At 60.6% G+C, this 21,110-nt stretch carries 26 protein-coding genes; 11 read left to right on the top strand and 15 right to left on the bottom strand.

Going from position 1 to position 21,110, the window contains the following annotated elements:
- Positions 1-3: 3 nt before the first annotated feature.
- Complete coding sequence (locus ACR0AM_RS16445) at positions 4-768, bottom strand: sulfite exporter TauE/SafE family protein (protein ID WP_480483751.1); 765 nt, start codon at positions 766-768, stop codon at positions 4-6.
- A gap of 144 nt (positions 769-912) precedes the next feature.
- Here ACR0AM_RS16445 and ACR0AM_RS16450 point away from each other — a divergent pair, with 144 nt between their 5' ends.
- The 3 genes from ACR0AM_RS16450 (at position 913) to ACR0AM_RS16460 (ending at position 3,844) form a co-directional block, all read left to right on the top strand.
- On the top strand, positions 913-2,604 hold the full coding sequence (locus tag ACR0AM_RS16450) for an acyl-CoA dehydrogenase family protein (RefSeq protein ID WP_480623492.1): 1,692 nt from the start codon (positions 913-915) through the stop codon (positions 2,602-2,604).
- A gap of 252 nt (positions 2,605-2,856) precedes the next feature.
- Positions 2,857-3,411 (top strand): hypothetical protein, encoded by a 555-nt coding sequence (locus tag ACR0AM_RS16455; RefSeq protein ID WP_480623493.1) that lies wholly within the window; start codon positions 2,857-2,859, stop codon positions 3,409-3,411.
- A gap of 40 nt (positions 3,412-3,451) precedes the next feature.
- Positions 3,452-3,844, top strand: coding sequence for an META domain-containing protein (locus tag ACR0AM_RS16460; RefSeq protein WP_480623494.1), 393 nt, complete (start codon positions 3,452-3,454; stop codon positions 3,842-3,844).
- Here ACR0AM_RS16460 and recO read toward each other — a convergent pair.
- The 4 genes from recO to era all read right to left on the bottom strand — a co-directional run bounded on the left by recO (position 3,828) and on the right by era (position 6,616).
- On the bottom strand, positions 3,828-4,553 hold the full coding sequence (gene recO, locus ACR0AM_RS16465; RefSeq protein WP_480623495.1) for a DNA repair protein RecO: 726 nt from the start codon (positions 4,551-4,553) through the stop codon (positions 3,828-3,830). The two genes, ACR0AM_RS16460 and recO, sit on opposite strands and share 17 nt — an antisense overlap.
- Before the next feature lie 198 nt (positions 4,554-4,751).
- Positions 4,752-5,291, bottom strand: coding sequence for a hypothetical protein (locus ACR0AM_RS16470; RefSeq protein ID WP_480559686.1), 540 nt, complete (start codon positions 5,289-5,291; stop codon positions 4,752-4,754).
- A gap of 90 nt (positions 5,292-5,381) precedes the next feature.
- Positions 5,382-5,711 carry a DUF1491 family protein gene (locus ACR0AM_RS16475; protein WP_209598772.1) on the bottom strand — a complete coding sequence of 110 codons (330 nt, stop codon included), beginning with the start codon at positions 5,709-5,711 and terminating at the stop codon, positions 5,382-5,384.
- Positions 5,708-6,616 carry a GTPase Era gene (era, locus tag ACR0AM_RS16480; protein WP_209506233.1) on the bottom strand — a complete coding sequence of 303 codons (909 nt, stop codon included), beginning with the start codon at positions 6,614-6,616 and terminating at the stop codon, positions 5,708-5,710. The genes ACR0AM_RS16475 and era overlap by 4 nt, the downstream gene beginning before the upstream one ends.
- 160 nt (positions 6,617-6,776) lie before the next feature.
- Here era and ACR0AM_RS16485 point away from each other — a divergent pair, with 160 nt between their 5' ends.
- Positions 6,777-8,159: a multicopper oxidase family protein gene (locus tag ACR0AM_RS16485; RefSeq protein ID WP_480623496.1), complete on the top strand. Its 1,383-nt coding sequence runs from the start codon at positions 6,777-6,779 to the stop codon at positions 8,157-8,159.
- A gap of 51 nt (positions 8,160-8,210) precedes the next feature.
- Here ACR0AM_RS16485 and ACR0AM_RS16490 read toward each other — a convergent pair whose 3' ends face one another.
- The 4 genes from ACR0AM_RS16490 to acpS form a co-directional block, all read right to left on the bottom strand.
- Positions 8,211-8,687, bottom strand: coding sequence for a hypothetical protein (locus ACR0AM_RS16490; protein WP_480623497.1), 477 nt, complete (start codon positions 8,685-8,687; stop codon positions 8,211-8,213).
- 154 nt (positions 8,688-8,841) lie between these two features.
- The gene (gene rnc, locus ACR0AM_RS16495; RefSeq protein WP_480473871.1) at positions 8,842-9,519 is read right to left on the bottom strand and encodes a ribonuclease III; all 678 of its coding nucleotides are present in this window, start codon (positions 9,517-9,519) and stop codon (positions 8,842-8,844) included.
- Positions 9,516-10,355: a signal peptidase I gene (gene lepB / locus ACR0AM_RS16500; protein ID WP_267366112.1), complete on the bottom strand. Its 840-nt coding sequence runs from the start codon at positions 10,353-10,355 to the stop codon at positions 9,516-9,518. Before lepB ends, rnc begins: the two co-directional genes overlap by 4 nt.
- 62 nt (positions 10,356-10,417) lie before the next feature.
- The gene (acpS, locus tag ACR0AM_RS16505) at positions 10,418-10,837 is read right to left on the bottom strand and encodes a holo-ACP synthase (protein WP_209506227.1); all 420 of its coding nucleotides are present in this window, start codon (positions 10,835-10,837) and stop codon (positions 10,418-10,420) included.
- 127 nt (positions 10,838-10,964) lie between these two features.
- Here acpS and ACR0AM_RS16510 point away from each other — a divergent pair, with 127 nt between their 5' ends.
- On the top strand, positions 10,965-11,813 hold the full coding sequence (locus ACR0AM_RS16510) for a CE1 family esterase (protein ID WP_480623498.1): 849 nt from the start codon (positions 10,965-10,967) through the stop codon (positions 11,811-11,813).
- 38 nt (positions 11,814-11,851) lie between these two features.
- Here ACR0AM_RS16510 and ACR0AM_RS16515 read toward each other — a convergent pair whose 3' ends face one another.
- From ACR0AM_RS16515 to folK, 6 genes are all read right to left on the bottom strand, one after another.
- Positions 11,852-12,478: a LysE family translocator gene (locus ACR0AM_RS16515; RefSeq protein ID WP_480559680.1), complete on the bottom strand. Its 627-nt coding sequence runs from the start codon at positions 12,476-12,478 to the stop codon at positions 11,852-11,854.
- On the bottom strand, positions 12,475-13,221 hold the full coding sequence (locus ACR0AM_RS16520; RefSeq protein WP_480623499.1) for a pyridoxine 5'-phosphate synthase: 747 nt from the start codon (positions 13,219-13,221) through the stop codon (positions 12,475-12,477). The genes ACR0AM_RS16515 and ACR0AM_RS16520 overlap by 4 nt, the downstream gene beginning before the upstream one ends.
- The gene (locus ACR0AM_RS16525; protein ID WP_480623500.1) at positions 13,221-13,913 is read right to left on the bottom strand and encodes a DUF2062 domain-containing protein; all 693 of its coding nucleotides are present in this window, start codon (positions 13,911-13,913) and stop codon (positions 13,221-13,223) included. The genes ACR0AM_RS16520 and ACR0AM_RS16525 overlap by 1 nt, the downstream gene beginning before the upstream one ends.
- A gap of 16 nt (positions 13,914-13,929) precedes the next feature.
- Positions 13,930-16,062 (bottom strand): RelA/SpoT family protein, encoded by a 2,133-nt coding sequence (locus tag ACR0AM_RS16530; protein WP_480473878.1) that lies wholly within the window; start codon positions 16,060-16,062, stop codon positions 13,930-13,932.
- Between the two features lie 26 nt (positions 16,063-16,088).
- The gene (gene rpoZ, locus ACR0AM_RS16535) at positions 16,089-16,442 is read right to left on the bottom strand and encodes a DNA-directed RNA polymerase subunit omega (RefSeq protein WP_209506215.1); all 354 of its coding nucleotides are present in this window, start codon (positions 16,440-16,442) and stop codon (positions 16,089-16,091) included.
- Positions 16,443-16,536: 94 nt separating this feature from the next.
- Positions 16,537-17,106: a 2-amino-4-hydroxy-6-hydroxymethyldihydropteridine diphosphokinase gene (folK, locus tag ACR0AM_RS16540; protein ID WP_480519471.1), complete on the bottom strand. Its 570-nt coding sequence runs from the start codon at positions 17,104-17,106 to the stop codon at positions 16,537-16,539.
- A gap of 149 nt (positions 17,107-17,255) precedes the next feature.
- On the opposite strand from folK, the gene ACR0AM_RS16545 reads away from it, so the two are divergent.
- The 6 genes from ACR0AM_RS16545 to ACR0AM_RS16570 all read left to right on the top strand — a co-directional run bounded on the left by ACR0AM_RS16545 (position 17,256) and on the right by ACR0AM_RS16570 (position 21,084).
- Positions 17,256-17,831 carry a LabA-like NYN domain-containing protein gene (locus tag ACR0AM_RS16545; RefSeq protein WP_209506211.1) on the top strand — a complete coding sequence of 192 codons (576 nt, stop codon included), beginning with the start codon at positions 17,256-17,258 and terminating at the stop codon, positions 17,829-17,831.
- 189 nt (positions 17,832-18,020) lie between these two features.
- The gene (gene ispH, locus ACR0AM_RS16550; RefSeq protein WP_480623501.1) at positions 18,021-18,971 is read left to right on the top strand and encodes a 4-hydroxy-3-methylbut-2-enyl diphosphate reductase; all 951 of its coding nucleotides are present in this window, start codon (positions 18,021-18,023) and stop codon (positions 18,969-18,971) included.
- Positions 18,968-19,420, top strand: a complete 453-nt coding sequence (locus ACR0AM_RS16555; protein ID WP_480473882.1) for a DUF3429 domain-containing protein — start codon at positions 18,968-18,970, stop codon at positions 19,418-19,420. Before ispH ends, ACR0AM_RS16555 begins: the two co-directional genes overlap by 4 nt.
- A complete protein-coding gene (locus tag ACR0AM_RS16560; RefSeq protein WP_480494645.1) occupies positions 19,417-20,004 on the top strand; it encodes a class I SAM-dependent methyltransferase in 588 nt (195 codons plus the stop codon). The genes ACR0AM_RS16555 and ACR0AM_RS16560 overlap by 4 nt, the downstream gene beginning before the upstream one ends.
- Positions 19,997-20,464 (top strand): ribonuclease HI, encoded by a 468-nt coding sequence (gene rnhA, locus ACR0AM_RS16565; protein WP_480519465.1) that lies wholly within the window; start codon positions 19,997-19,999, stop codon positions 20,462-20,464. Before ACR0AM_RS16560 ends, rnhA begins: the two co-directional genes overlap by 8 nt.
- The gene (locus tag ACR0AM_RS16570) at positions 20,461-21,084 is read left to right on the top strand and encodes a trimeric intracellular cation channel family protein (RefSeq protein ID WP_267364069.1); all 624 of its coding nucleotides are present in this window, start codon (positions 20,461-20,463) and stop codon (positions 21,082-21,084) included. The genes rnhA and ACR0AM_RS16570 overlap by 4 nt, the downstream gene beginning before the upstream one ends.
- Positions 21,085-21,110: the final 26 nt, after the last annotated feature.

The raw sequence follows: 21,110 nt of genomic DNA on the forward strand, positions 1-21,110 counted from the left end.
GCTTCAGCCCATCAGGCCACGCCGCAGCAGGTTCAATCCCGCTACCAGTAAAACGAACAGCGTCGCCTTGCGAAAGCTGGCCTGATCGATGCGATCCTGCAATTTCAAACCAACCCACATGCCAAGCATGGCAGGAAAGATCAGTATTACTGAAAACGGAACCGTTTGCACCCGCAGAAAACCGGACCAGACATGCGCGGCCAGTAACATGACCGCCCCCAATCCATAGATGACGCCCTGAATTCGGATCTGCTCGGCCTTCGGGGTATTCAAAGCCGTCAGATAAGCAACTGTGGGGGGACCCCAGATGCCCGACATGCCACCCACGAACCCGGCGACGCCGCCAACAATAGCCTCAACACCGGTTGATGGATGATGTAGCACCAGCCTGACGCCCAGAACCTGCACAAGGGCGAAGAAGGACACGAATGCACCGATCAGCAGCAGGAAGACCGAGCCGGGCACCAGCGTAACCAGCTGTGCGCTCAGCACCAGAAAAATACCGCCAACGACCAGGAACACCCGAAATCGTCGAATAGAGCTGAGTGCGGCGCTGGCGCCCCCGCGAAAAGCCTGAACGCCGTTGGTGACAAGGGTCGGCAGAATAAGCCCTGCCAGGGTCAGATCCGGTGGCAGAAACGAATTCAGGCCAGATACAAACACCATGGGCATGGCAAATCCAACCATGCCCTTGACCCATCCGGCGGCAAAGGCGACGGCGATGGCAAGTAACAGCTCTTGCGGCGACAGAAGGGAAAACAGGTCCATGCCTTCTAGATATCATCTGGATTTTCTTCTGCATTGCAAAAATGATAAGGTAATTTTTGAACTTTCTAGCAGCAAATTGAGTATTTTTGTTGCGCTGCACGTGCAGCATGATATGACCAGACGACCGAGGAAAGGACGCGATTCATGGCCCATGACGGACAGGATATGACCCAAATGACAACTGATGCAGTTTTGCCCGATCTTCTGGATTTAACGCGGGCCGCCGTGCCTGCTGTGGACGCCGTTTTTGAAAAAGCCCGCGCATCCGTGCGTGGCATGGTGACTGCTGAGGGCCGGGTTTCTGGCGCATTGATCGAAACAAATCAGACCGCCGCGCATGGTCTGGCCTGGCTGGCGACATATTCGCAGTCGCTGCAACAGATGCAGCGCTGGGCAGAAGCGCTGCAAGCCGATGGTAAATTTGGCGAGATCGAGCAGTTGCTGCACCAGATAGCCTTTGGCGAATATCTGCACCAGGTCGCGGGCGGAATTCCGATGAACCAGGGCGAGGTGGTGCGTCTTCAGGATATGGGTCTTGGCTGGGACGCGCTGTCGGGCTTTCAGTCGACCGAAGTGCAGACCCTGATGGCACGGGCCAATTCTCAGGCTGCGCGCAGCCGTCTGGTTGCGCTGATGCAGGATCAGGCCGGAGCTACGATGTTCGGCGCGTCCGGTCTGGATGAAGAGCTTGAGATGATCCGGGACCAGTTCCGCCGCTACGCGCAGGAAAAGGTCGAACCAAACGCGCATGACTGGCACCTGAAGGATGAACTGATTCCGCTGGAAATCATTGAAGAACTGGCGGAAATGGGTGTTTTCGGCCTGACCATCCCTGAGGAGTTCGGTGGGTTCGGTCTGTCCAAAGCATCAATGTGCGTGGTGTCCGAGGAACTGTCGCGCGGCTATATCGGCGTTGGTTCGCTGGGTACCCGATCCGAGATTGCGGCCGAGTTGATCATCGCGGGCGGCACCGACGCGCAAAAGGCCCAGTGGTTGCCAAAGATCGCCAGCGCCGAGATCCTGCCGACCGCCGTTTTCACGGAACCTAACACCGGTTCAGACCTTGGCAGCCTGCGCACGCGCGCGGTCAAGGACGCGAATGGCGATTACAAGATAACCGGCAACAAGACCTGGATCACCCACGCCGCGCGAACCCATGTGATGACCCTGCTGGCGCGGACAAACCCCGACAGCACCGACCACCGCGGCCTGTCCATGTTCCTGGCGGAAAAGACACCGGGCACTGACGAGAATCCCTTTCCCACCCCCGGCATGACCGGTGGCGAGATCGAGGTGCTGGGCTATCGCGGCATGAAGGAATACGAGCTGGGTTTTGACGGCTTCCATGTCAAGGGTGAGAACCTGCTGGGCGGAGAAGAAGGTAAAGGTTTCAAGCAGTTGATGGAAACCTTCGAAAGTGCGCGCATCCAGACCGCCGCCCGCGCTATTGGCGTGGCACAGTGTGCGCTGGACATCGCCATGCAATATGCGATCGACCGCAAGCAGTTCGGAAAATCGCTGATCAACTTCCCGCGCGTGTCCGGCAAGCTGGCGATGATGGCGGTCGAGATCATGATCGCGCGTCAGCTGACCTATTTCAGCGCATGGGAAAAAGATCACGGCCAGCGCTGTGACCTTGAGGCCGGTATGGCCAAGCTGCTTGGTGCGCGTGTGGCTTGGGCTGCGGCGGACAACGGGTTGCAGATTCATGGCGGTAACGGCTTTGCGCTGGAATACAAGATCAGCCGCGTTCTGTGTGACGCGCGTATCCTTAACATTTTCGAAGGGGCTGCCGAAATTCAGGCACAGGTCATCGCACGACGTCTGCTCGGGTGACCCATTCCGGCAGTCCTGTTTCCCCGACTGGCCCGGCGCTTGCGCCGGGTCTTTTTCCTGTTTTGTACAATCTGTACGCGGTCCGAACCATGCAGAGTACGTTTTGTACAAAGCAAACCATCGCCCCTCGTGGCCCGCGTGACGGTCACAAATGACCCACGTGTTTCAAAACTTCCCCCTTTGATCCCACCCCTTTCACCGGTAGAGCATCAGCCGAACACGAGACGTCGCAATTAACTTTTGGGATAACGCATGACCCGACCTTTCCTTGCTATGTGTGCTGTTCTTGCGGCTCTTGCTCTGGCGGCTTGCACCACCTCGCAGCCGACGGTGAGCCGGAGTGATGTGGACGCGCTGGCGCAATCGATCCGGGCGCTTGGGGCGGATGTCGATCCGGCCGAGGCACAGCAAGCGGCCACGATTGCCTATGCCTATTCGCAGCAGCTGAAGCAGGACTGGAATGTCACCGACCCGGCAATCATCCACAATGCCAAGGTCATCAACGGGTTCCGCGAAAAGGGCCTGTGCAATGACTGGGCCGAAGCGATGACCAAACGCTTGCGGCAGGAAAATTTCCGGACGCTGGATCTGCACTGGGCCACGTCACCGCCGACCCCGTTTCGCATCATCCACCATTCGGCATCGATCAGCGCCAAGGGGGACACGATGTATGATAGCATTATCCTGGACCCCTGGCGCAACAGCGGTGCCTTGTTCTGGGCGCCGGTGCGCGAGGATACACGATACAACTGGGCACCCCGGCTGGAAGTGCGCGAGCGGCTTCTGAACGGGTCTTTGCCCTACTGACCCGGTTCCGCAGATACGGCTGATACGCTAGAACCCTGCCATGACACGCCTTATCCTGACCCTGCCTTTGATGGCCCTGTCTCAATGCGACAGGGATGAATCCGTTGCCGCCTATGGCGCAGCAGACCGGACATGGGCGCTGCAGGAAATCGACGGACAGCCCTTTGCCGCCAGCGCCCTGCTGCGGTTCCCCGAAGAGGGCAGGATCGCCGGAAACGCCCCCTGCAACAGCTATGACGGCACGCTGAACGCGCCCTACCCGTGGTTCGAAATTCAGGACCTGAGAGCAACGCGGGCCGCCTGCGCCGGGCTTGAGGCCGAAGGGGTCTATTTCGCCGCCCTTTTGGCCATGACCCAATCCGAAGTGTCGGGTGATGTGCTGATCTTGCGCAATGAGGACGGGCACGAGATGGTGTTCACAGCCGCCGAGTGACCTGATCCACGAACCGCGCGCGCGCCTCGGGCAGTGGGTTATGCCCCAGCGCAGGGGCGACGCGGTGGTTCAGGAAATATCCTGTTGTGCGCAAAGCCTGCGCAATCTCGGCATCCGGCGCGGTGCCTTCGCCCCGCAGACAGGGCGGCAGCGGCAACATCTTGTCTGCCCATTCCCCGACCCCTTTGGCACTGACGGCGCGCCCGGTCTTGGGCGACACATAGACCAGCCCCTCGGTCGTGCCGGTCGCGGCGCAGGCGGTCAGGTCAAGGCCAAAGCCAAGTTCGTCCAGCAACGCCAGTTCCCATCGCAGGTAGGCCAGCGGCCAGATCTCATCCTGTCCCAACAGGTCCATCAACCGCTCGGTCCGGGTGTAGAGCGCCGGATGCGCTTCCCGTTCGGGCAGGCAGAAGGACAAAAGCGACACGACGGCGTTCAGCCCGGACAGAGCCAGCCGCCCGGAAAACGCCGCCGCCGCGCGCGAGCGCAGGGGTTCGACCTGAAAGGTGCCGATATGTTCCTCCAGCCGCGCACGCCACAGCACATCCAGCTGCGCGCCGGGTTGCAGGATCGGTGCGATCTTGCGGCTGGTCCCGCCCCGCACCACACCGGCATGACGCCCGTGGGATTCGGTAAAGACCTCGATAATCGCCGAGGTTTCGCCGTGGCGGCGAGAAGTCAGTAGGATGCCGTGATCGCGCCAGTCCAATTCGGGGTCCTGTCGGTGATAAGTTGTGGTGTTCCCAGAAAATCGTGAAGGGTTCCGTTCTGCAATGGTTTTGCGCATCAAACGCGGAAAGATAGGTGAAACGCTTGGTCCGACGGCAGGGGACTGGGCATTTATGCGGACAACCCGGACACCGTTAAATGCGACACGATGGGATTTGTCACCTGAGTCAACAGCGTTTCACCGACGGGGAAACCGCCTTTCGGCATTGCTTATTAGCGTATGGTTTGTTGCCCAGATTGATTTGAAAACAGGAAACGCCTCTTCGTGGAACAGCGTGTGGGCAGCGCCACCGTCACCGTCGTCAAGTAGATCCGCTATGGCCTTGGACAAGGCAATAAGACCCAGCATCTGCTGCGCGTTATCGGCCATCCTTGCCTTTTCCTCGTCGCTAAGGTCTTTGTTCGATTGAAGTCGTGCGAGAAGCCGGTTTGCCTTCGGCAAATACTGGTTTTTGGCAACCTCTCTGAGGTTTTCAGCGTATGACAGGCCCACTGCGATTTCTCTGGCCATCCATCCGCCTTCAAATGAAATTATTGCCGTTGTCATCAAGAAATGCAGGTGACGACTATCATGTTCCGCTTCGCGAAAAAGCCGGAGCGCATTTTGAGTCCGTATCATTTCGGCGCGCTCACCAGAAGTGTCCTGCGCTGAAGTTACCGACGTGCCAAGTGCCAGAATAACAGTAATTATCGCGATAGCGGGCAGCAGTCTATTCACATTCGCCCTCCCCTGATTCAACCACGATAGTATAGCACATGCCGTCGCTTAAGTCCGCTCTGGCCTCAAAGCCGACATGCGTCTGGCCCGCTACTCCAGCCCCTCTTCGCCCAGCAGGTGTCGGCCTTGCCGGTCTTCAACCTCGATCACCCAGAGGTCGGGGTCAAAGCTGCGCTGGCGCTGGATGGCATGATCCACGTCGCCCTCGGGGCCAGAGGAAAGTTCGACCCATGTGCGTTCACCGCTCATCAGATCAAAGCTGCGTTGAAAGGCGGTGGCCTGCCCGTCGAGCGTGTTGAGCTTGACCAGAACCGCGCCCGCGGTGTCGTCGCCATGGGCCACAACAAAGGCGGGGATTTCCTGAAACCGGAGCCGCGCCAGATAGGCGTGAACCCAGAAATCGGCGGTCAGGCGGGTCATGCGTTGCCGTCTTTGAAATCCAGACCCATTTCCGAATAGCGCTCGGATTCCTCAAGCCAGTTGGGCCGGACTTTCACTTGCAGGAACAGGTGGATCTTACGGTCGAGGAACTCTTCCAGTTCCGCCCGCGCGGCCTGACTGACGGCCTTGATCGTCTCGCCCTTCTTGCCCAGAACGATGCCCTTGTGACCGTCGCGCATGACATAGATGACCTGATCGATTCTAGCCGAGCCGTCCTTGCGTTCTTCCCAGGTCTCGGTCTCGACCGTCAGTTGGTAGGGCAGTTCCTGATGCAGGCGCAGGGTCAGCTTCTCGCGCGTCATTTCAGCGGCGATCATGCGCAGGGGCAGATCGGCGATCTGATCTTCGGGATAGAGCCACGGGCCTTCGGGCAATTCGCCCGCCAGCCATTTGCGCAGGTCGTCGACGCCGTGGCCTTTTTCGGCCGAGATCATGAAGGTTTCGGCAAAGGGGTAGCGCGCGTTCAGGTCGCTGGTCAGGGCCAGCAGTTTCTCGGACGGCACCTTGTCGATCTTGTTGATGGCGAGCGCGATGGTGCGGCCCTGCCCGATCTCGGCCAGCCCTTCGAGGATGCGTTCAACCCCTTCGGTGATGCCGCGATGGGCCTCGACCATCAGCACGACGATATCGGCATCGGCGGCCCCGCCCCAGGCGGCGGCGACCATGGCACGGTCCAGACGGCGACGCGGTTTGAACAGACCCGGCGTGTCCACAAAGACCAGTTGCGCATCGCCTTCCATCGCAACGCCCCGGATACGGGCGCGTGTGGTCTGCACCTTATGGGTCACGATCGAGACCTTTGCCCCGACCATGCGGTTCAGGAGGGTGGATTTGCCTGCGTTGGGCTCTCCGATCAGGGCGATAAATCCGGCGCGTGTGGTCATGTGTCTGGCAATCCTGTCTGCAACTGCGCCCCCCTATAGCAGAAAGGGGCGGCGGGCCAGAGGGATTTGTCGCATTGCAGCCCTGCGTCTGCGGTGGCAGGACAGGCGCAGGTGCCCAGCCAGTTCCAGCCCGGCCGCAAATCCTTTCAATGAGGTTGTCATGAAACGTCGCGAGTTTCTTCTTGGAAGCGGCGCCGCCGCAGGTGCGTTTGGGTTGGGCGGATGGTCGCTGGCGGCAGGTGATGCAGCACATGAACTGGTGCTGCAACCCGCCAGTTACCGGCTGCGAGAACAGCTTACCGCGGGGATGGTCAGCCTGTCGCCCGATGCGCCGCCGCCGGTTCTGTTTGGGCGACAGGGCGAGCCTATGCGGCTGAGTGTGCGCAATACGCTGCCGGATTATACCTCGATGCACTGGCACGGGCTGCGCATTCGCAACGAGATGGACGGGGTGCCTTACCTGACCCAGATGCCCATCGGCGAGGGTGAGCGCTTTACCTATGAGTTCACGCCACCGGATGCGGGGACCTACTGGTACCACCCCCATTGCATGACGATGGAGCAGATGGCGCGCGGGCTGACCGGCGTGATGGTGATTGCCGAGCCGGACGAGCCGGGGTTCGACAGCGAACAGGTGATCAATCTGCGGGATTTCCGTCTGGACGAGGATGACGCGTTCCTGCCTGCCTATACAGCGCGGGGTGCGGCGCGGGCAGGCACGTTTGGCACTGTGCAGACCGCCAACTGGCAGGGCGCGGCGGTCTATGAGCACGCGGCGGGCAGTCTGGTACGGCTGCGGGTGGTCAACACGGACACGACCCGCATCTACAAGCTGCATCCCGATGGGGCCGAGACCCGGATCATCGCGTGGGACGGGCATCCGGTCGAGATCGACCTACCGGTGCCAACGGCGGATGAACCGCTGTTGCTGGGCCCCGGTCAGCGGGTGGATTTTGCCGTCCGGATGCCCGAGGGCGAAGGGCAGACGGCGGACCTGATGGCCAAGTTTCCCGGCCAGCCGCACCGCGCCATGGTGCGCTTGCGGGCTACTGGCACATCAGCGGCGCGCGATCTGCGAGAGCTGCGCCCGCTGCGTGCAAATCCCGTTGCGCGCCCCGATCCGGACCGTGCGGATTTGCATGAGTTCGTCTTTGGCTGGACGCCGGAGGGCGGTGCCCCGAATGACGGGTTCTGCGGCACGCTGGGGTATAGTTTCTGGTCGATCAACCGCAAACCCTGGCCGGGCGATGCGGCGCAGGGCACCGGGCCGCTGGCGGTATTGGAACAGGGCAAAAGCTATGTCCTGCGGTTGCGCAACGAGTCGCCCAACCTGCATCCGATCCACCTGCACGGGCTGGCCTTCGTGCCGCTGCGATCCAACCTGCGCATCCTGCCACCACTGATGACGGACACGATGCTGCTGTTGAAGGATGAGGTGGCGGATATAGCGCTGGTGGCGGACAACCCCGGCGACTGGGCGTTTCATTGCCATGTGATCGAACATCAGAAAACCGGGCTGACCGGGTTCATCCGGGTGGTTTGAACGATGAAACCCGTCGGCCCGACACCGGACCGGCGGGTTGAACGGATCAGATCACGGGTGACGTCGCAGGATGGGGTTCAGCACGGCCACAAACACGATGCCGTACAAAACATGTCCGATCAGCGCGACCCATGTGATGCCGACAAAGTTCAGGAACGGCGGCAGACCGGCAAAGGTCGTGACACCTCCAATAGCAAATACCCACAGACCGAAACCATAGATTGCCGAGGCAACAAACATGTGGACCGGACCCAGAACCTTGACCCAGATTGGCTGGAAAATAAGGAACCAGCCCAAAGGATAGGCAATCAGACCGACAATGTAGAAATGCACGAAGAAGCCCAGAAAAGCGTTGCTGGGCAGGCCCAGACTGGACAGCAAACTCTGCGCCAGCCCTTCGGGTGAAAGGTTGGCCCAGCCGATACCTGGGCTGACGACCTGCCCCCAGAAATCGAAGGCCATAGTTGCCACAAACCCGGCAATGAACAGAAAGCCGATATTGACGAGCGAGAGTTTTGCACGTTGCATTGGATTGCCTTTATCCGTTGTTTCCCAAGTGCTTTGACCTGCCGTAGTCAGACTGATGCCAAAGCAGCTAACACCCAGATACATGTCTCGGGTCGTGGCGGATATAGTCTTCAAGTTTGATTGAAACTTGTGACAGGCCGGGCGGCAGCACCGATCAGCTGACCCGATCCAGCAACGCCTTGGCGGCCGCCTGTTCGGCCTGGCGCTTGGAGCCTGCGGTGGCTTGTGCCTCGGTTCCGTCCTGAAGGCGGGCGGCGATTGTGAAGACGGGGGCGTGGTCGGGGCCGCTGCGTTTGACCTCGACATAGCTGGGTGGTTTCTGGCCGCGCGCCTGCGCCCATTCCTGAAGCGCGGTTTTGGCGTCGCGGGCGTCGGCCTCGACCTTGTGGATGCGGTCGCCCCAGAGGGCGAGAATGACATCGCGGGCAGCTTCGAACCCGGCGTCGCGGTAGATGGCGGCAATCACCGCCTCCATCGCGTCGCCCAGCAGCGCCTGTTTGCGGCGCCCACCCGAGAGCATCTCGGACCGGCCCAGTTTCAGCACCGCGCCCAGATCGATCTGGCGGGCGACATCTGCGCAGGCCTCTTTCCGGACCAGAGCGTTGAACCGGGGCGCAAGCTGGCCTTCGGAGGCTTTCTTGTCGGCCTCAAGCAGCGCGGTGGCCATGACAAGACCCAGCACCCGGTCGCCCAGAAATTCAAGCCGCTGATTGTCGGGCCGGGTCGACGATGAGACCGAGCCGTGGGTCAGCGCACGCACCAGCAGCTCGGGGTTGGCAAATTCATACCCCAAACGCTGCTGAAACGCCTTTATCTCGGCTGAGAGCTTCAATTGACCGCCTTGAAGAAGCGATCCCCGCGCCAGGTCCAGAAGAACAGCATCGACCGGCCGGCAGACGAGAACATGATCCGGTCGGCGCGACCGATCAGGTTTTCGTAAGGCACATAGCCAACCCCGCCAGCGGATTGCGGCAGGCGGCTGTCAGCCGAGTTGTCGCGGTTGTCGCCCATGAAGAAATAATGGCCCTCGGGCACAGTATAGATGCCGGTATTGTCCGAGCCCTGATTGCCGATATTCAGCACGTCATAGGTGACGCCGTTGGGCAGGGTTTCGATCAGGCGCGACTTTTCACAGGCGCCGCCAACGCCAACGGGGCCGTTTTCGCAGCGTGGGCGCAGGCGTTGCGGGCCCTGTGGTTCGGCGATTTCGGTGAATATGCCGTCAGGCTGTTGCGGAACCGGTGTGCCGTTGAGGATGATCTGCCCCTCGCGGACCTGAATGCGGTCGCCCGGCAGGCCGATCAGGCGCTTGATATAGTCGCGCCCGCTGACCGGGTGGCGGAAGACAATGACGTCGCCGCGCACGGGATCGCCGCCCCAGATGCGGCTTCCGTCGTCGCCCTGCATCCAGCCACAGAGATCTTCGGCGTCGATATTCAGGCCGACACTGGGAATGATCAGGCTGGGGCATGAGGCGTAGGAATAGCCGTAGGCCATCTTGTTGACGAAGAGGAAATCGCCGATCAGCAGCGTCTGTTTCATCGAACCGGAGGGAATCCAGAACGGTTGAAAGAAGAGTGTCCGGAACACGCCCGCGATCAGCAGGGCATAGACGATAGTCTTGATCGTTTCCCAGACGCCGCTTCCGGTCTTGGCTTCGTCGGCCATACTGCTCTCTCCAGTTCTCTGTGCTTGGCTTCGCTGCTACATGCGGGGGGGATGGGGTCAAGTCAAGGCTGTGTGACGTGATCTTGCAGGGGACGCGCCTCGATCACGACAAAGGCCTGTGCCCAGGGGTGGTCGTCGGTCAGCGTGACGTGGATGATCGCCTCGTGCCCTGCGGGGGTCAGTTCGTTCAGGCGTTCGGCGGCCCAGCCTGTGACATGCATCACCGGCTGCCCGGTGCGCAGGTTGGTGACGGCCATGTCCTTCCACGAAATGCCCATGCGCAGGCCGGTGCCGAGCGCCTTGGAACAGGCCTCTTTCGCGGCCCAGCGCTTGGCATAGGTGCCTGCGGTATCGGCGCGGCGTTCGGCCTTGCGCTGTTCGGTGTCGGTAAAGACACGGTTGCGGAACCGGTCGCCGAACCGGTCGAGCGTGCCCTGAATGCGGTCGATATTTGCAAGGTCTGTGCCGATTCCGAGGATCATGTGGCTCTCATTTCTCTGGTCGGGCCAATCAACGGCAATTGATGACCACACGCAAGCGGTTGGTTGCCGCATTCCGTGATATACTTTACCGGAATGTTCAATTTTTACGTTGGTGCGGGGGGACGCAATGTCGAAAATTCCGTTCATGGCAATCGCGGTGGCTGGCATTGTCGCAAGCACCGTTTTCCCCGCTTTTGCACAGGATTGCGGAACCGAGGATACCCCCTGTCAGGTAGGAGAGTTGTCCTATCGGGTGGTTCTGCCCGAGGCCGCGCCCGAGCCGCCAGCTGTTATCTATCTGCATGGCTATGGGGCAACGGCGAATTCAGCCGTGAATCTTTCCGGCCTCGCGGCGGCCTTTACCGACCGCGGCATCGCCTTTATCGCGCCGAACGGTCAGGTCGACATTGGCAACCCCAAGGCGCTGGATTGGGGGGTGCATGATGGCTATCGCTGGCCGCGGGATGACCTGGCCGCGCTGGAGCAGATCAAGGAAGACGCCATTGCCCGTTTCGACCTGAACGCAGATCGCATTTTGCTGGCGGGGTATTCACGCGGCGGATCACTGGTTTGGGACAAGGCCTGCACGGATCATTCCTTTGCCTTTGCCTATGCCTCGGCATCAGGGGCTTTTTGGGAGCCGATGTGGCGGCGGTGCAGCGGCCCAGTTCACATGCATCATTCCCACGGATTTGCAGACCGGACCGTCCCGCTGGAAGGGCGTTTTGTGACCTTTGGGGACTATGATTTCGAACAGGGTAGCGTTTTGAAATCCATTGAAATTCTGACCAGAACCAATGGATGCGGGCAGATGGCGAACAGCGTTTCAACAGAAGGTGCAACCTGGCGAAAGAAGTGGACCGAGTGTCTGGACGGCTCTGTCACCCTGTCGCTGGGGCCACATGGTCACGGCAGGCAACCCGGTTGGGCAAATGCTGTTGCGGAATGGTTTCTGGAAATCTCGAGCGCGCCCTAGCGCCTCCACCGGCATTTGCCGAAATCAACTTGCCTGCTCTACGACAACCGCACCGTCAGGATCTTGTAACTCGCCACGCCAAAGAACCCGGCGAAGGCGAAATCGAACCAGCGGCGGGCACGGCGGTAGGTGCGGACCATGCGGGCGGATGAGAACAAAAACGCATAGCCGATGAAGATCATCAGTGATCCCGCGTACAGCATGGCGAAATAGCTCAGCAGCATCGGCAGGCTGGCATCGCTTGGCGCGACGATGGCATAGATCGACCCCCAGCTGAGGATTGCCTTGGGGTTGGTCAGGTGGATCGCCGCACCTTTGGCAAAGATCGTGGGCAGCGTGCCGGTGACCGGTTTGCCCAGGGCGACCTCATCATCCGAGGTCATCGCGCGTTTCAGGGCCTTCAGCGCCAGCCAGCCCAGATAGGCCACGCCGACATAGCGGATCACCTCGAACAGCCAGACATTGGCCAGCATGACCGCCGACAGGCCCAGTGCTGCGGCAATGCCCCAAGCGGCCGATCCGGCGCAGATGCCAAGGGCAAAGGCCAGCCCGGCGGTGCGGCCTTCGTTCATGGCGGTTCCGGCAATGCCCATCGTGGCCGGGCCCGGCGAGCCCCCGGCCATCAGCCAGGCGAACCAGATGGCGATAAAGCCGGGGGTGATCACGCGCGTGCCTCGTCCATCAGACGGCGCATTTCCCGAATGGCGGGGGTGAGACCCAGAAAGATCGCCTCGCCAATCAGGAAATGCCCGATGTTCAGTTCCATGACCTCGGGGAAGGCGGCAACCGGCTTTACGGAGTCGTATGTCAGGCCATGGCCTGCATGAACCTCGAGCCCCAGCGAATGGGCAAAGGTGGACATCTGGCGCAGCGATTCAAGCTCGCGCGCGGCGGTGTCCATGCGGCCTTCGGCATGGGCATCGCAATAGGCGCCGGTGTGCAGCTCGATCACCTCGGCACCGATGCGGTGCGCGGCCTCGATCTGGCGCTGATCCGCGGCGATAAAGATCGACACGCGGCACCCGGCCTCGCGCAGGGGGGCGATGAAATGCGCCAGCTTATTTTCCTCGCGCGCGACTTCGAGCCCGCCTTCGGTTGTGCGTTCCTCGCGCTTTTCGGGAACGATGCAGACGGCGTGCGGCTTGTGGCGCAGGGCGATTTTCTGCATCTCATCGGTGGCGGCCATTTCAAAGTTCAGAGGCACCGACAGAACCTCCATCAGGCCGTCGATATCGGCGTCCGAGATATGGCGGCGGTCTTCGCGCAGATGCGCGGTGATGCCGTCGGCGCCAGCCTCTTCTGCCAGCTTGGCGGCGCGCAGCGGGTCAGGATAGGCCCCGCCGCGCGCGTTGCGCACGGTGGCGACATGATCGATATTCACACCCAGACGCAGACGGCTTTCGGACATCATTTGGTTCCTTTTGCAGATTTTCGCCCCGACCTTAGCGATCTTGGCGCGGGACCGGCAGATGTTTCTCCGGCCAGACGTTTGATTTCTTCAAACTTTGCCTTGATCTTGGCGCGGCGGCGCAGCTGGTAGGTCAGGATCAGCGGCAGGCTGAGGTAGTAGCAGATAATGCCCGCCACGATACCGGGAATGATGCCGCCAATCATGTAGGGATAGAAAACGTCATCGTAGAACTGACCCAGCCCGTGCCAGTCGGCCACGCGGTCCGTGAACAGGGCAAGAAGATTGTCCTTGAGGTCGCCGATGGCGTCGGCAAACTTGCCCATCAGCCCCTGCGTGTCGCCTTCTTCATATTCGGTGCCCAGCAAGAAATGCCCGGTTTGCAGGCAGATCACCCCAATCGGGACATAGGTCAGGGGGTTGCCGAAGAACGTACCGCTGAGCGCGGCCAGAATATTGCCCTTGATCAGCCGCGCACCAATTGCGGCGACCAGAAAGTGCAGCCCATAAAACGGCGTAAAGGATGCGAAAACGCCCGCCCCGATGCCGCGGGCAATCCGGTCAGGGGAATCCGGCAGGCGGCGGACACGGTGTTTGACATAGTGGAAGGCGCGGGTCCATCCGCCACGCGGATAGACGAGTTCCGAAGCGACCTGAACAGGAGAGCGTCGGTCTCGGCGCTTGAATACCACCCGTGATCACCCCTTCTCAGCCAGCCGCGGTCGCGGTTTTGGTCCGGTCCCGATAACGCTCGACCGCTGCAACGTCGCTTTCAGCCTCAAGCATCAGCATCAGCGAATGCAACTGTTCAAGGTCGCGCAGTTCGACATTGATCAGCAGGCGGTAAAAATCCGGTTTGCGGTCCACAAATTCCAGGTTCGAGATATTGGCCTTTTTCTCGCCGATCAATGTGCAAATGCGCCCCAGAACCCCGGCATCGTTGCCGATGGTCAGATCCAGTGTCGCCCCATAGACGGCCGGGTGCGTACCCGAATGCCAGTGCAGATCGACCCAGCGTTCCGGTTCGCTTTCATATTGGCTGAGCTTGTCGCAGTCGATGGCGTGCACCACAACACCCTTGCCCCGGTAGGTGATGCCGACGATCCGTTCGCCCGGCAGCGGCTGACAGCAGGGCGCGCGGTCGAATTTCTGGCCGGGTTCAAGACCGATCACGGCGCGCCGCAGCGGAATGGCGTCGCCGTCATCCTGAGCCAGTTCGGGATAAACGGCCTGAACCACCTCATGAGCGGTCAATTCGGCACTGCCCAGACGGGCCAGCAATTCATGCCGGTCTTTCAGGCGCAGGTGCTTGGCGGCGGTATCAAGCGCCTTGTCGGTGGCCTTGCGCCCCACATGGTCAAAGCCCGAGCGCGCCAGTTCCTTGCCCAGCTTGATGAACCGTTCGCGATCCACCTCGCGCAGGGCGCGGCGGATGGCGGTACGGGCCTTGCCGGTGACGGCGATCTCAAGCCACGTGACCTGCGGTGTCTGCCCGTCAGCGGTGATGATATCCACGGACTGGCCGTTCTTCATCCGCGTCCAGAGCGGCACACGAATGCCATCGACCTTGGCCCCCACGCAGGCATGGCCGATCCGGGTGTGGATGGCATAGGCGAAATCGATCGGGGTCGCACCGCGCGGCAGTTTCACCACGTCGCCCTTGGGGGTGAAGCAAAAGACCTGGTCCGAATACATCTCGAGCTTGACGGCTTCGAGGAAATCTTCGTGATCATCCTCGTTGTCAAATTGCTCGGTCAGGTTGGATATCCACTTCGCCGGGTCCACCGCAAAGGGGTTTTCCGTGCGCACCCCGTCCCGGTAGGACCAGTGCGCCGCAACGCCGGTTTCGGCCACATCGTGCATCTGGCGGGTGCGGATCTGAACCTCGACCCGTTTGCCGTCGCGCCCTGAAACCGTGGTATGGATTGAACGGTAGCCGTTCGATTTCGGCTGGCTGATATAGTCCTTGAACCGCCCCGGCACCGCGCGCCAGCGCTGATGGATGGCGCCAAGCGTGCGATAGCAGTCTTCTTCCGTCTGCGTGATGATGCGGAACCCGTAGATGTCCGAGAGGCGCGAGAAGCCCTGATCCTTTTCCTGCATCTTGCGCCAGATCGAATAGGGTTTCTTGGCGCGGCCAAAGACTTCGGCCTCAATGCCTGCCTTTTCCAGCTCGTGGCGCATGTCGCCGGTAATGCGGTGGATCACATCGCCGGTTTCGCGTTGCAGCGTGATAAAGCGACGGATGATCGACTGGCGGCCTTCGGGGTTCAGGACGCGGAACGCGAGGTCTTCAAGCTCCTCGCGCATCCATTGCATCCCCATGCGGCCCGCAAGCGGCGCGTAGATATCCATCGTCTCGCGCGCTTTTTGAACCTGCTTTTCGGGCCGCATCGCCTTGATGGTGCGCATGTTGTGCAGACGGTCGGCCAGCTTGACCAGAATGACCCGCAGGTCCTTGGACATGGCCATGAATAGCTTGCGGAAATTCTCGGCCTGCTTGGTTTCGCGGCTGGACAGTTGCAGGTTGGTCAGCTTGGTGACGCCATCGACCAGTTTGGCGACCTCATCCCCGAACAGGTCGGACACCTTGCCGTAATTGGCCTTAGTGTCTTCGATCGTGTCATGCAGCAAAGCCGTAATGATCGTCGCATCATCCAGACGCTGTTCGGTCAGGATGGCGGCAACGGCAACAGGGTGGGTAAAATAGGGTTCGCCAGAGTGGCGGAATTGCCCTGCGTGCATCTGCTGGCCAAACTCATAGGCCAGCGCGAGACGTTCAGCATTTGTCTTGGGATTGTAGTTGCGGACCAGCGCAATCAGATCGTCAGCAGAAATCATCCGGCCCGCACCTTCGTCTTTGGAGCTTACCCCTGCCCTTGAGCCTCCATCAGAGCGCGCAGGAGCTTTTCTTCGGACATGTCGTCCATCGCAGGCTTGTCCGACTCGGCACCCATCAGCAGCGCCATCTGATCTTCTTCCGGCTCATCAACCTCGATCTGGGTCTGGTTGGCCTCGATCAGGCGTTCGCGCAGGGCGTCCGCACCTTGGGTCTCGTCGGCGATTTCGCGCAAGGACACGACAGGGTTCTTGTCGTTGTCGCGGTCAACGGTAATCGCGGCACCGGCAGAAATCTCGCGCGCCCGATGGGCGGCCAGCATCACCAGTTCGAACCGGTTTGGAACCTTGTCTACGCAATCTTCAACCGTCACGCGGGCCATTGGGCGCTCTCCGTTTCTGAGTCCATGTCAGGAAGAGGTTTATCTAAGCGCGATTCCGCGCCTTGACAAGCAGGAAATGCTGCATTTGCAGGGATCACAGCGGCGTAACCGCCGCAACCTCGGACGGGGGCAGGTCGGCGACCATCTGGGAAACCGTGCGATCAAGCACAGGGTGGCGCCAGTCGGGCACAATATCCGCCATCGGCACAAGCACAAAAGCGCGGTCCTGAAGGCGCGGATGCGGCAGGATCAACTGTTCCGGTGCTTCTTGCCGCTGTGCCTCGGGCGGCAGAGTCAGCCAGCGGTCGAACAGGGCGCGGTCGGGCAGAATCTGATCGCCATAGCACACAAGATCCAGATCCAGCGTCCGCATTCCCCAGCGCTGCACCCGTTCACGACCGAACTGGTGTTCAACCTCGTGCAGTACGCGCAAAAGCTGGGCCGGGGATTTGTCGGTTTCGATCAGCACAGCCGCATTCACGTAGTCCGGACCAGCGCCAGCGGGGAAGCAGGGTGTCGCAAAAAACCGGCTGACAGAGCGAATCACTACGCCCTGTTGCGAAAGTGCGTCAATTGCGCGCTGTAGCGTTACAGCGGGCCCATTTCCTCTCAGATCGAGATTTGCGCCCAATGCCACAACCGCATTTGGCAAAGAATTGTACATATGCTACCCTATATTCGACACATTGCATACTTGCGATAACCGACAAAAGTTCTAATTATAAGCCCACCAGAGTGCGCCATATTATAACTCACACACCCACTCACTCACGTAACGCGGCGCAATCTGGATTATACCGGAAGGACCTATTTATGTTTTATAAGGACGAACGGCTAGCGCTGTTCATCGACGGCTCGAATCTTTATGCCGCGGCAAAAGCACTCGGTTTTGACATAGACTACAAACTTCTGCGGCAGGAATTCATGCGCCGTGGCAAGTTGCTTCGGGCTTTCTACTATACAGCGCTGCTTGAAAACGACGAGTATTCACCGATCCGCCCATTGGTTGACTGGCTTCATTACAATGGCTTCACCATGGTCACAAAACCGGCCAAGGAATACACCGACAGCATGGGGCGTCGGAAAGTCAAAGGAAACATGGATATCGAGCTGACTGTCGATGCCATGGAACTGGCACCGCGTGTGGATCATATCGTGCTGTTCTCGGGTGACGGGGATTTCCGCCCGCTGATCGCCAGCCTGCAACGTCAGGGCGTTCGCGTATCAGTCGTGTCGACCATCCGCAGTCAGCCGCCGATGATTTCGGACGAACTGCGCCGACAGGCCGACAACTTCATCGAGTTGGAAGACCTGCGCGACGTGATCGGTCGCCCGCCGCGTGAAATGCCGGCAGAGCATCGCAGCGTCGCGGTTGCAGGCGGCAGCTGATCCGGCACCACTGCCTGTTGATGGGAAAAATTCGCGCGGTCAGGACCGGGGTCCTGGCCGCGCTTCTTTAACTAAGGATTGGTGCTGAAACATCCTCTGACTAACAACGATTCGTGTCAGATGAATGACAATGTCCTGTCTGGACCAAGGCCGGGAAAAGACTTACCTGTGCCCTAAGGAGACAGCCGAATGACCAAGCCGCCACTGACACTTTACCTGGCCGCCCCGCGCGGGTTCTGCGCCGGTGTGGACCGCGCCATCAAGATCGTTGAAATGGCCCTGCAGAAATGGGGGCCGCCGGTCTATGTGCGCCACGAGATCGTGCATAACAAATTCGTGGTCGACGGGTTGCGGGCCAAAGGGGCTGTGTTTGTCGAAGAACTGCATGAATGCCCCGATGACCGCCCGGTGATCTTTTCCGCCCATGGTGTTCCGAAATCGGTACCCGCCGAAGCCGCGCAACGTGAGATGATCTATGTGGATGCCACCTGTCCCCTGGTGTCGAAGGTTCATGTCGAGGCGCAGCGCCATGCGGATGCGGGATTGCAGATGATCATGATCGGCCACAAGGGCCATCCCGAAACCGTTGGCACGATGGGACAGTTGCCAAAGGGTGATGTGCTGCTGGTCGAAACGGTCGAGGATGTGGCCACCGTGCAGGTGCGCGACCCCGACAAGCTGGCCTTTGTCACCCAGACCACCCTGTCAGTGGATGATACCAAGGACATCATCGCAGCCCTTCAGGACCGGTTCCCGGCCATTGTCGGGCCGCATAAGGAAGACATCTGTTATGCCACCACCAACCGGCAGGAGGCCGTGAAGGCCGTGGCCCCCAAGGCCGATGCGCTGCTGGTTGTGGGGGCTCCGAACTCGTCCAATTCCCGCCGTCTGGTCGAGGTTGCCTCACGCGAGGGGTGCAAATACGCGCAGCTGGTCCAGCGCGCGACCGAGATCGACTGGCGCGCTTTGCAGGGCATCAAAAGCGTTGCGGTGACCGCAGGCGCATCGGCCCCGGAATTGCTGGTGAACGAGGTGATCGACGCCTTCCGCGACCATTACGACGTCACTGTCGAGCCGGTCGAGACCGCAACCGAAAACGTCGAGTTCAAAGTACCGCGCGTGTTGAGGCAACCGGCGTGACCGGCGTGCCGAAGGCGCCGCTTTATCTTGGGTTGGCGGGACTGGTCCCGTTTGTCTGGGGCGCGCTGACATATCTGAACGGCGATCTGAACGACTGGGGCACGCATACATTTGGCCCGCGCTTTGTCGGGCCTTATGTGCAGCTGTTCTATGGCTCGGTCATCCTGAGCTTTATGTCCGGTGTTCTGTGGGGGTTTGCCACCAAGACCTCGGGCAGCAAGGCGGCGCTGTGTTATGCGCTGTCGGTCCTGCCTGCGCTGTGGGCCTTTGCCATGACGGGCGGCGGGCCGGTCACTGCGGGCACCAATCTGATCTACGGGTTCACCGGCTTGCTGCTGCTGGACGCCCTGTTTTCATACTGGCGGCTGACGCCGGTCTGGTGGATGCAGCTGCGTATCCTGCTGACCGCAGTCGTTCTGGCCAGCCTAGCCGTCGGAGTGTACCTGTGAGCGACAAACGCACAATTGATGCCTATACGAAGAGAGTAAACGAATATCTGGCCATTCCTTTGCCAGCCGAACAGCTCAAGACCCGTCAGGATTTTGCCGATGCGGTCGGTGCGGGCGGCTATGTGCTGGATCTGGGGTCAGGACCCGGATCGGACAGCGGTTTCCTGATGCGTCAGGGGCTGAAGGTGCGGGCGCTGGATGCCACCCCCGCCTTTGTCGAACATGCCCGCCGGAACGGGGTGGACGCGCATCTGGGCACGTTCGACGACGTTACCGAAACCGCCGAATATGATGGCGTCTACGCCAGTTTTTCCCTGCTGCACGCGCCGCGTGCGGATTTTCCGCGTCACCTGAAAGCGATCCACACGGCCCTGAAGCCCGGAGGCCAGCTGTTTCTGGGCATGAAGCTGGGCTCGGGCGAGCATCGTGACGATCTGGACCGCTATTACACCTATTACTCGGAAGCCGAAATCCGAGAGGCGCTGACCCAGGCCGGGTTCACGGTTGACCGCGCGGTCGAAGGAATGGGCAAGGGTCTGGCCGGGTCGTACGACGGGTTTATTCTGGTGTTCGCCCATGCCTGAGTTGTTTGCCTATACAGATGGCGCCTGTTCCGGCAATCCCGGCCCCGGAGGCTGGGGCGTGCTGCTGCGCGCGAAGAACGGGGACAGGGTTCTGAAAGAGCGGGAACTGAACGGGGGCGAGGCCGAGACGACCAACAACCGGATGGAGTTGCTGGCTGCCATCAGCGCGCTTGAGACGCTGGAGCGCCCGTCGAAGATCACCATTGTCACCGACAGCGCCTATGTGAAGAACGGCGTCACCGGCTGGATATTCGGCTGGAAGCGGAATGGCTGGAAAACCTCGAACAAGAAGCCGGTCAAGAATGTCGATCTGTGGCAGCGTCTGGACGAGGCGCAGGAACGACATGATGTGACATGGGAATGGGTCAAGGGCCATGCGGGCCATCCCGAAAACGAAAAGGCCGATGAACTGGCCCGCGCAGGCATGGCGCCCTTCAAGCCGAAAAAGGCGCAGGCGTGAGCGCGCTGACGCTGCTGGATTATGCCTCGGTTCTGATCTTTGCGCTGACCGGGGCGCTGGTGGCCAGCCGGGCGCAGCTGGATCTGGTGGGTTTTGCTTTCATGGCCTGCCTGACCGCAGTTGGCGGCGGCACGGTACGCGACCTGCTGCTGGACCGGCACCCGATCTTCTGGGTCGGCCAGCCGGATTACATCCTGATCGCCGTCGCGGCGGCGGTGTTTGTGTTCTTTACCGCCCATCTGGTGGAAAGCCGCTATAACTGGCTGGTCTGGCTGGACAGTTTCGCGCTGTCGGTCGCCGTTGCGGCCGGAACCGGTGCCGCGCTGTCACTGGATCAGCCCGGTATCATCGTCGTGCTGATGGGTGTGACGACCGGGTGTCTGGGCGGGCTGATGCGCGACGTGGTCTGCAACGAGGTGCCGCTGGTCCTGAAACAGGGCGAACTTTACGTCTCGTGCGCGTTTGTGGGGGCGTTGACGGCGGTCCTTGCGGTCAGACTGGGGCTGGAGCCTGCCTTTGTGCTGGGTCTGTGCGCCCTTGTGTGCTGGGCCTTGCGGGCCGGGTCGCTGGTGTTTGGTTGGCAGTTGCCCGTCTACAAAAGCCGCCCGCCCCGAAACTGAACCTGTCGGTGGACGCGACCGGGGCG

Source organism: Ruegeria sp. AD9 (genome assembly GCF_056542305.1).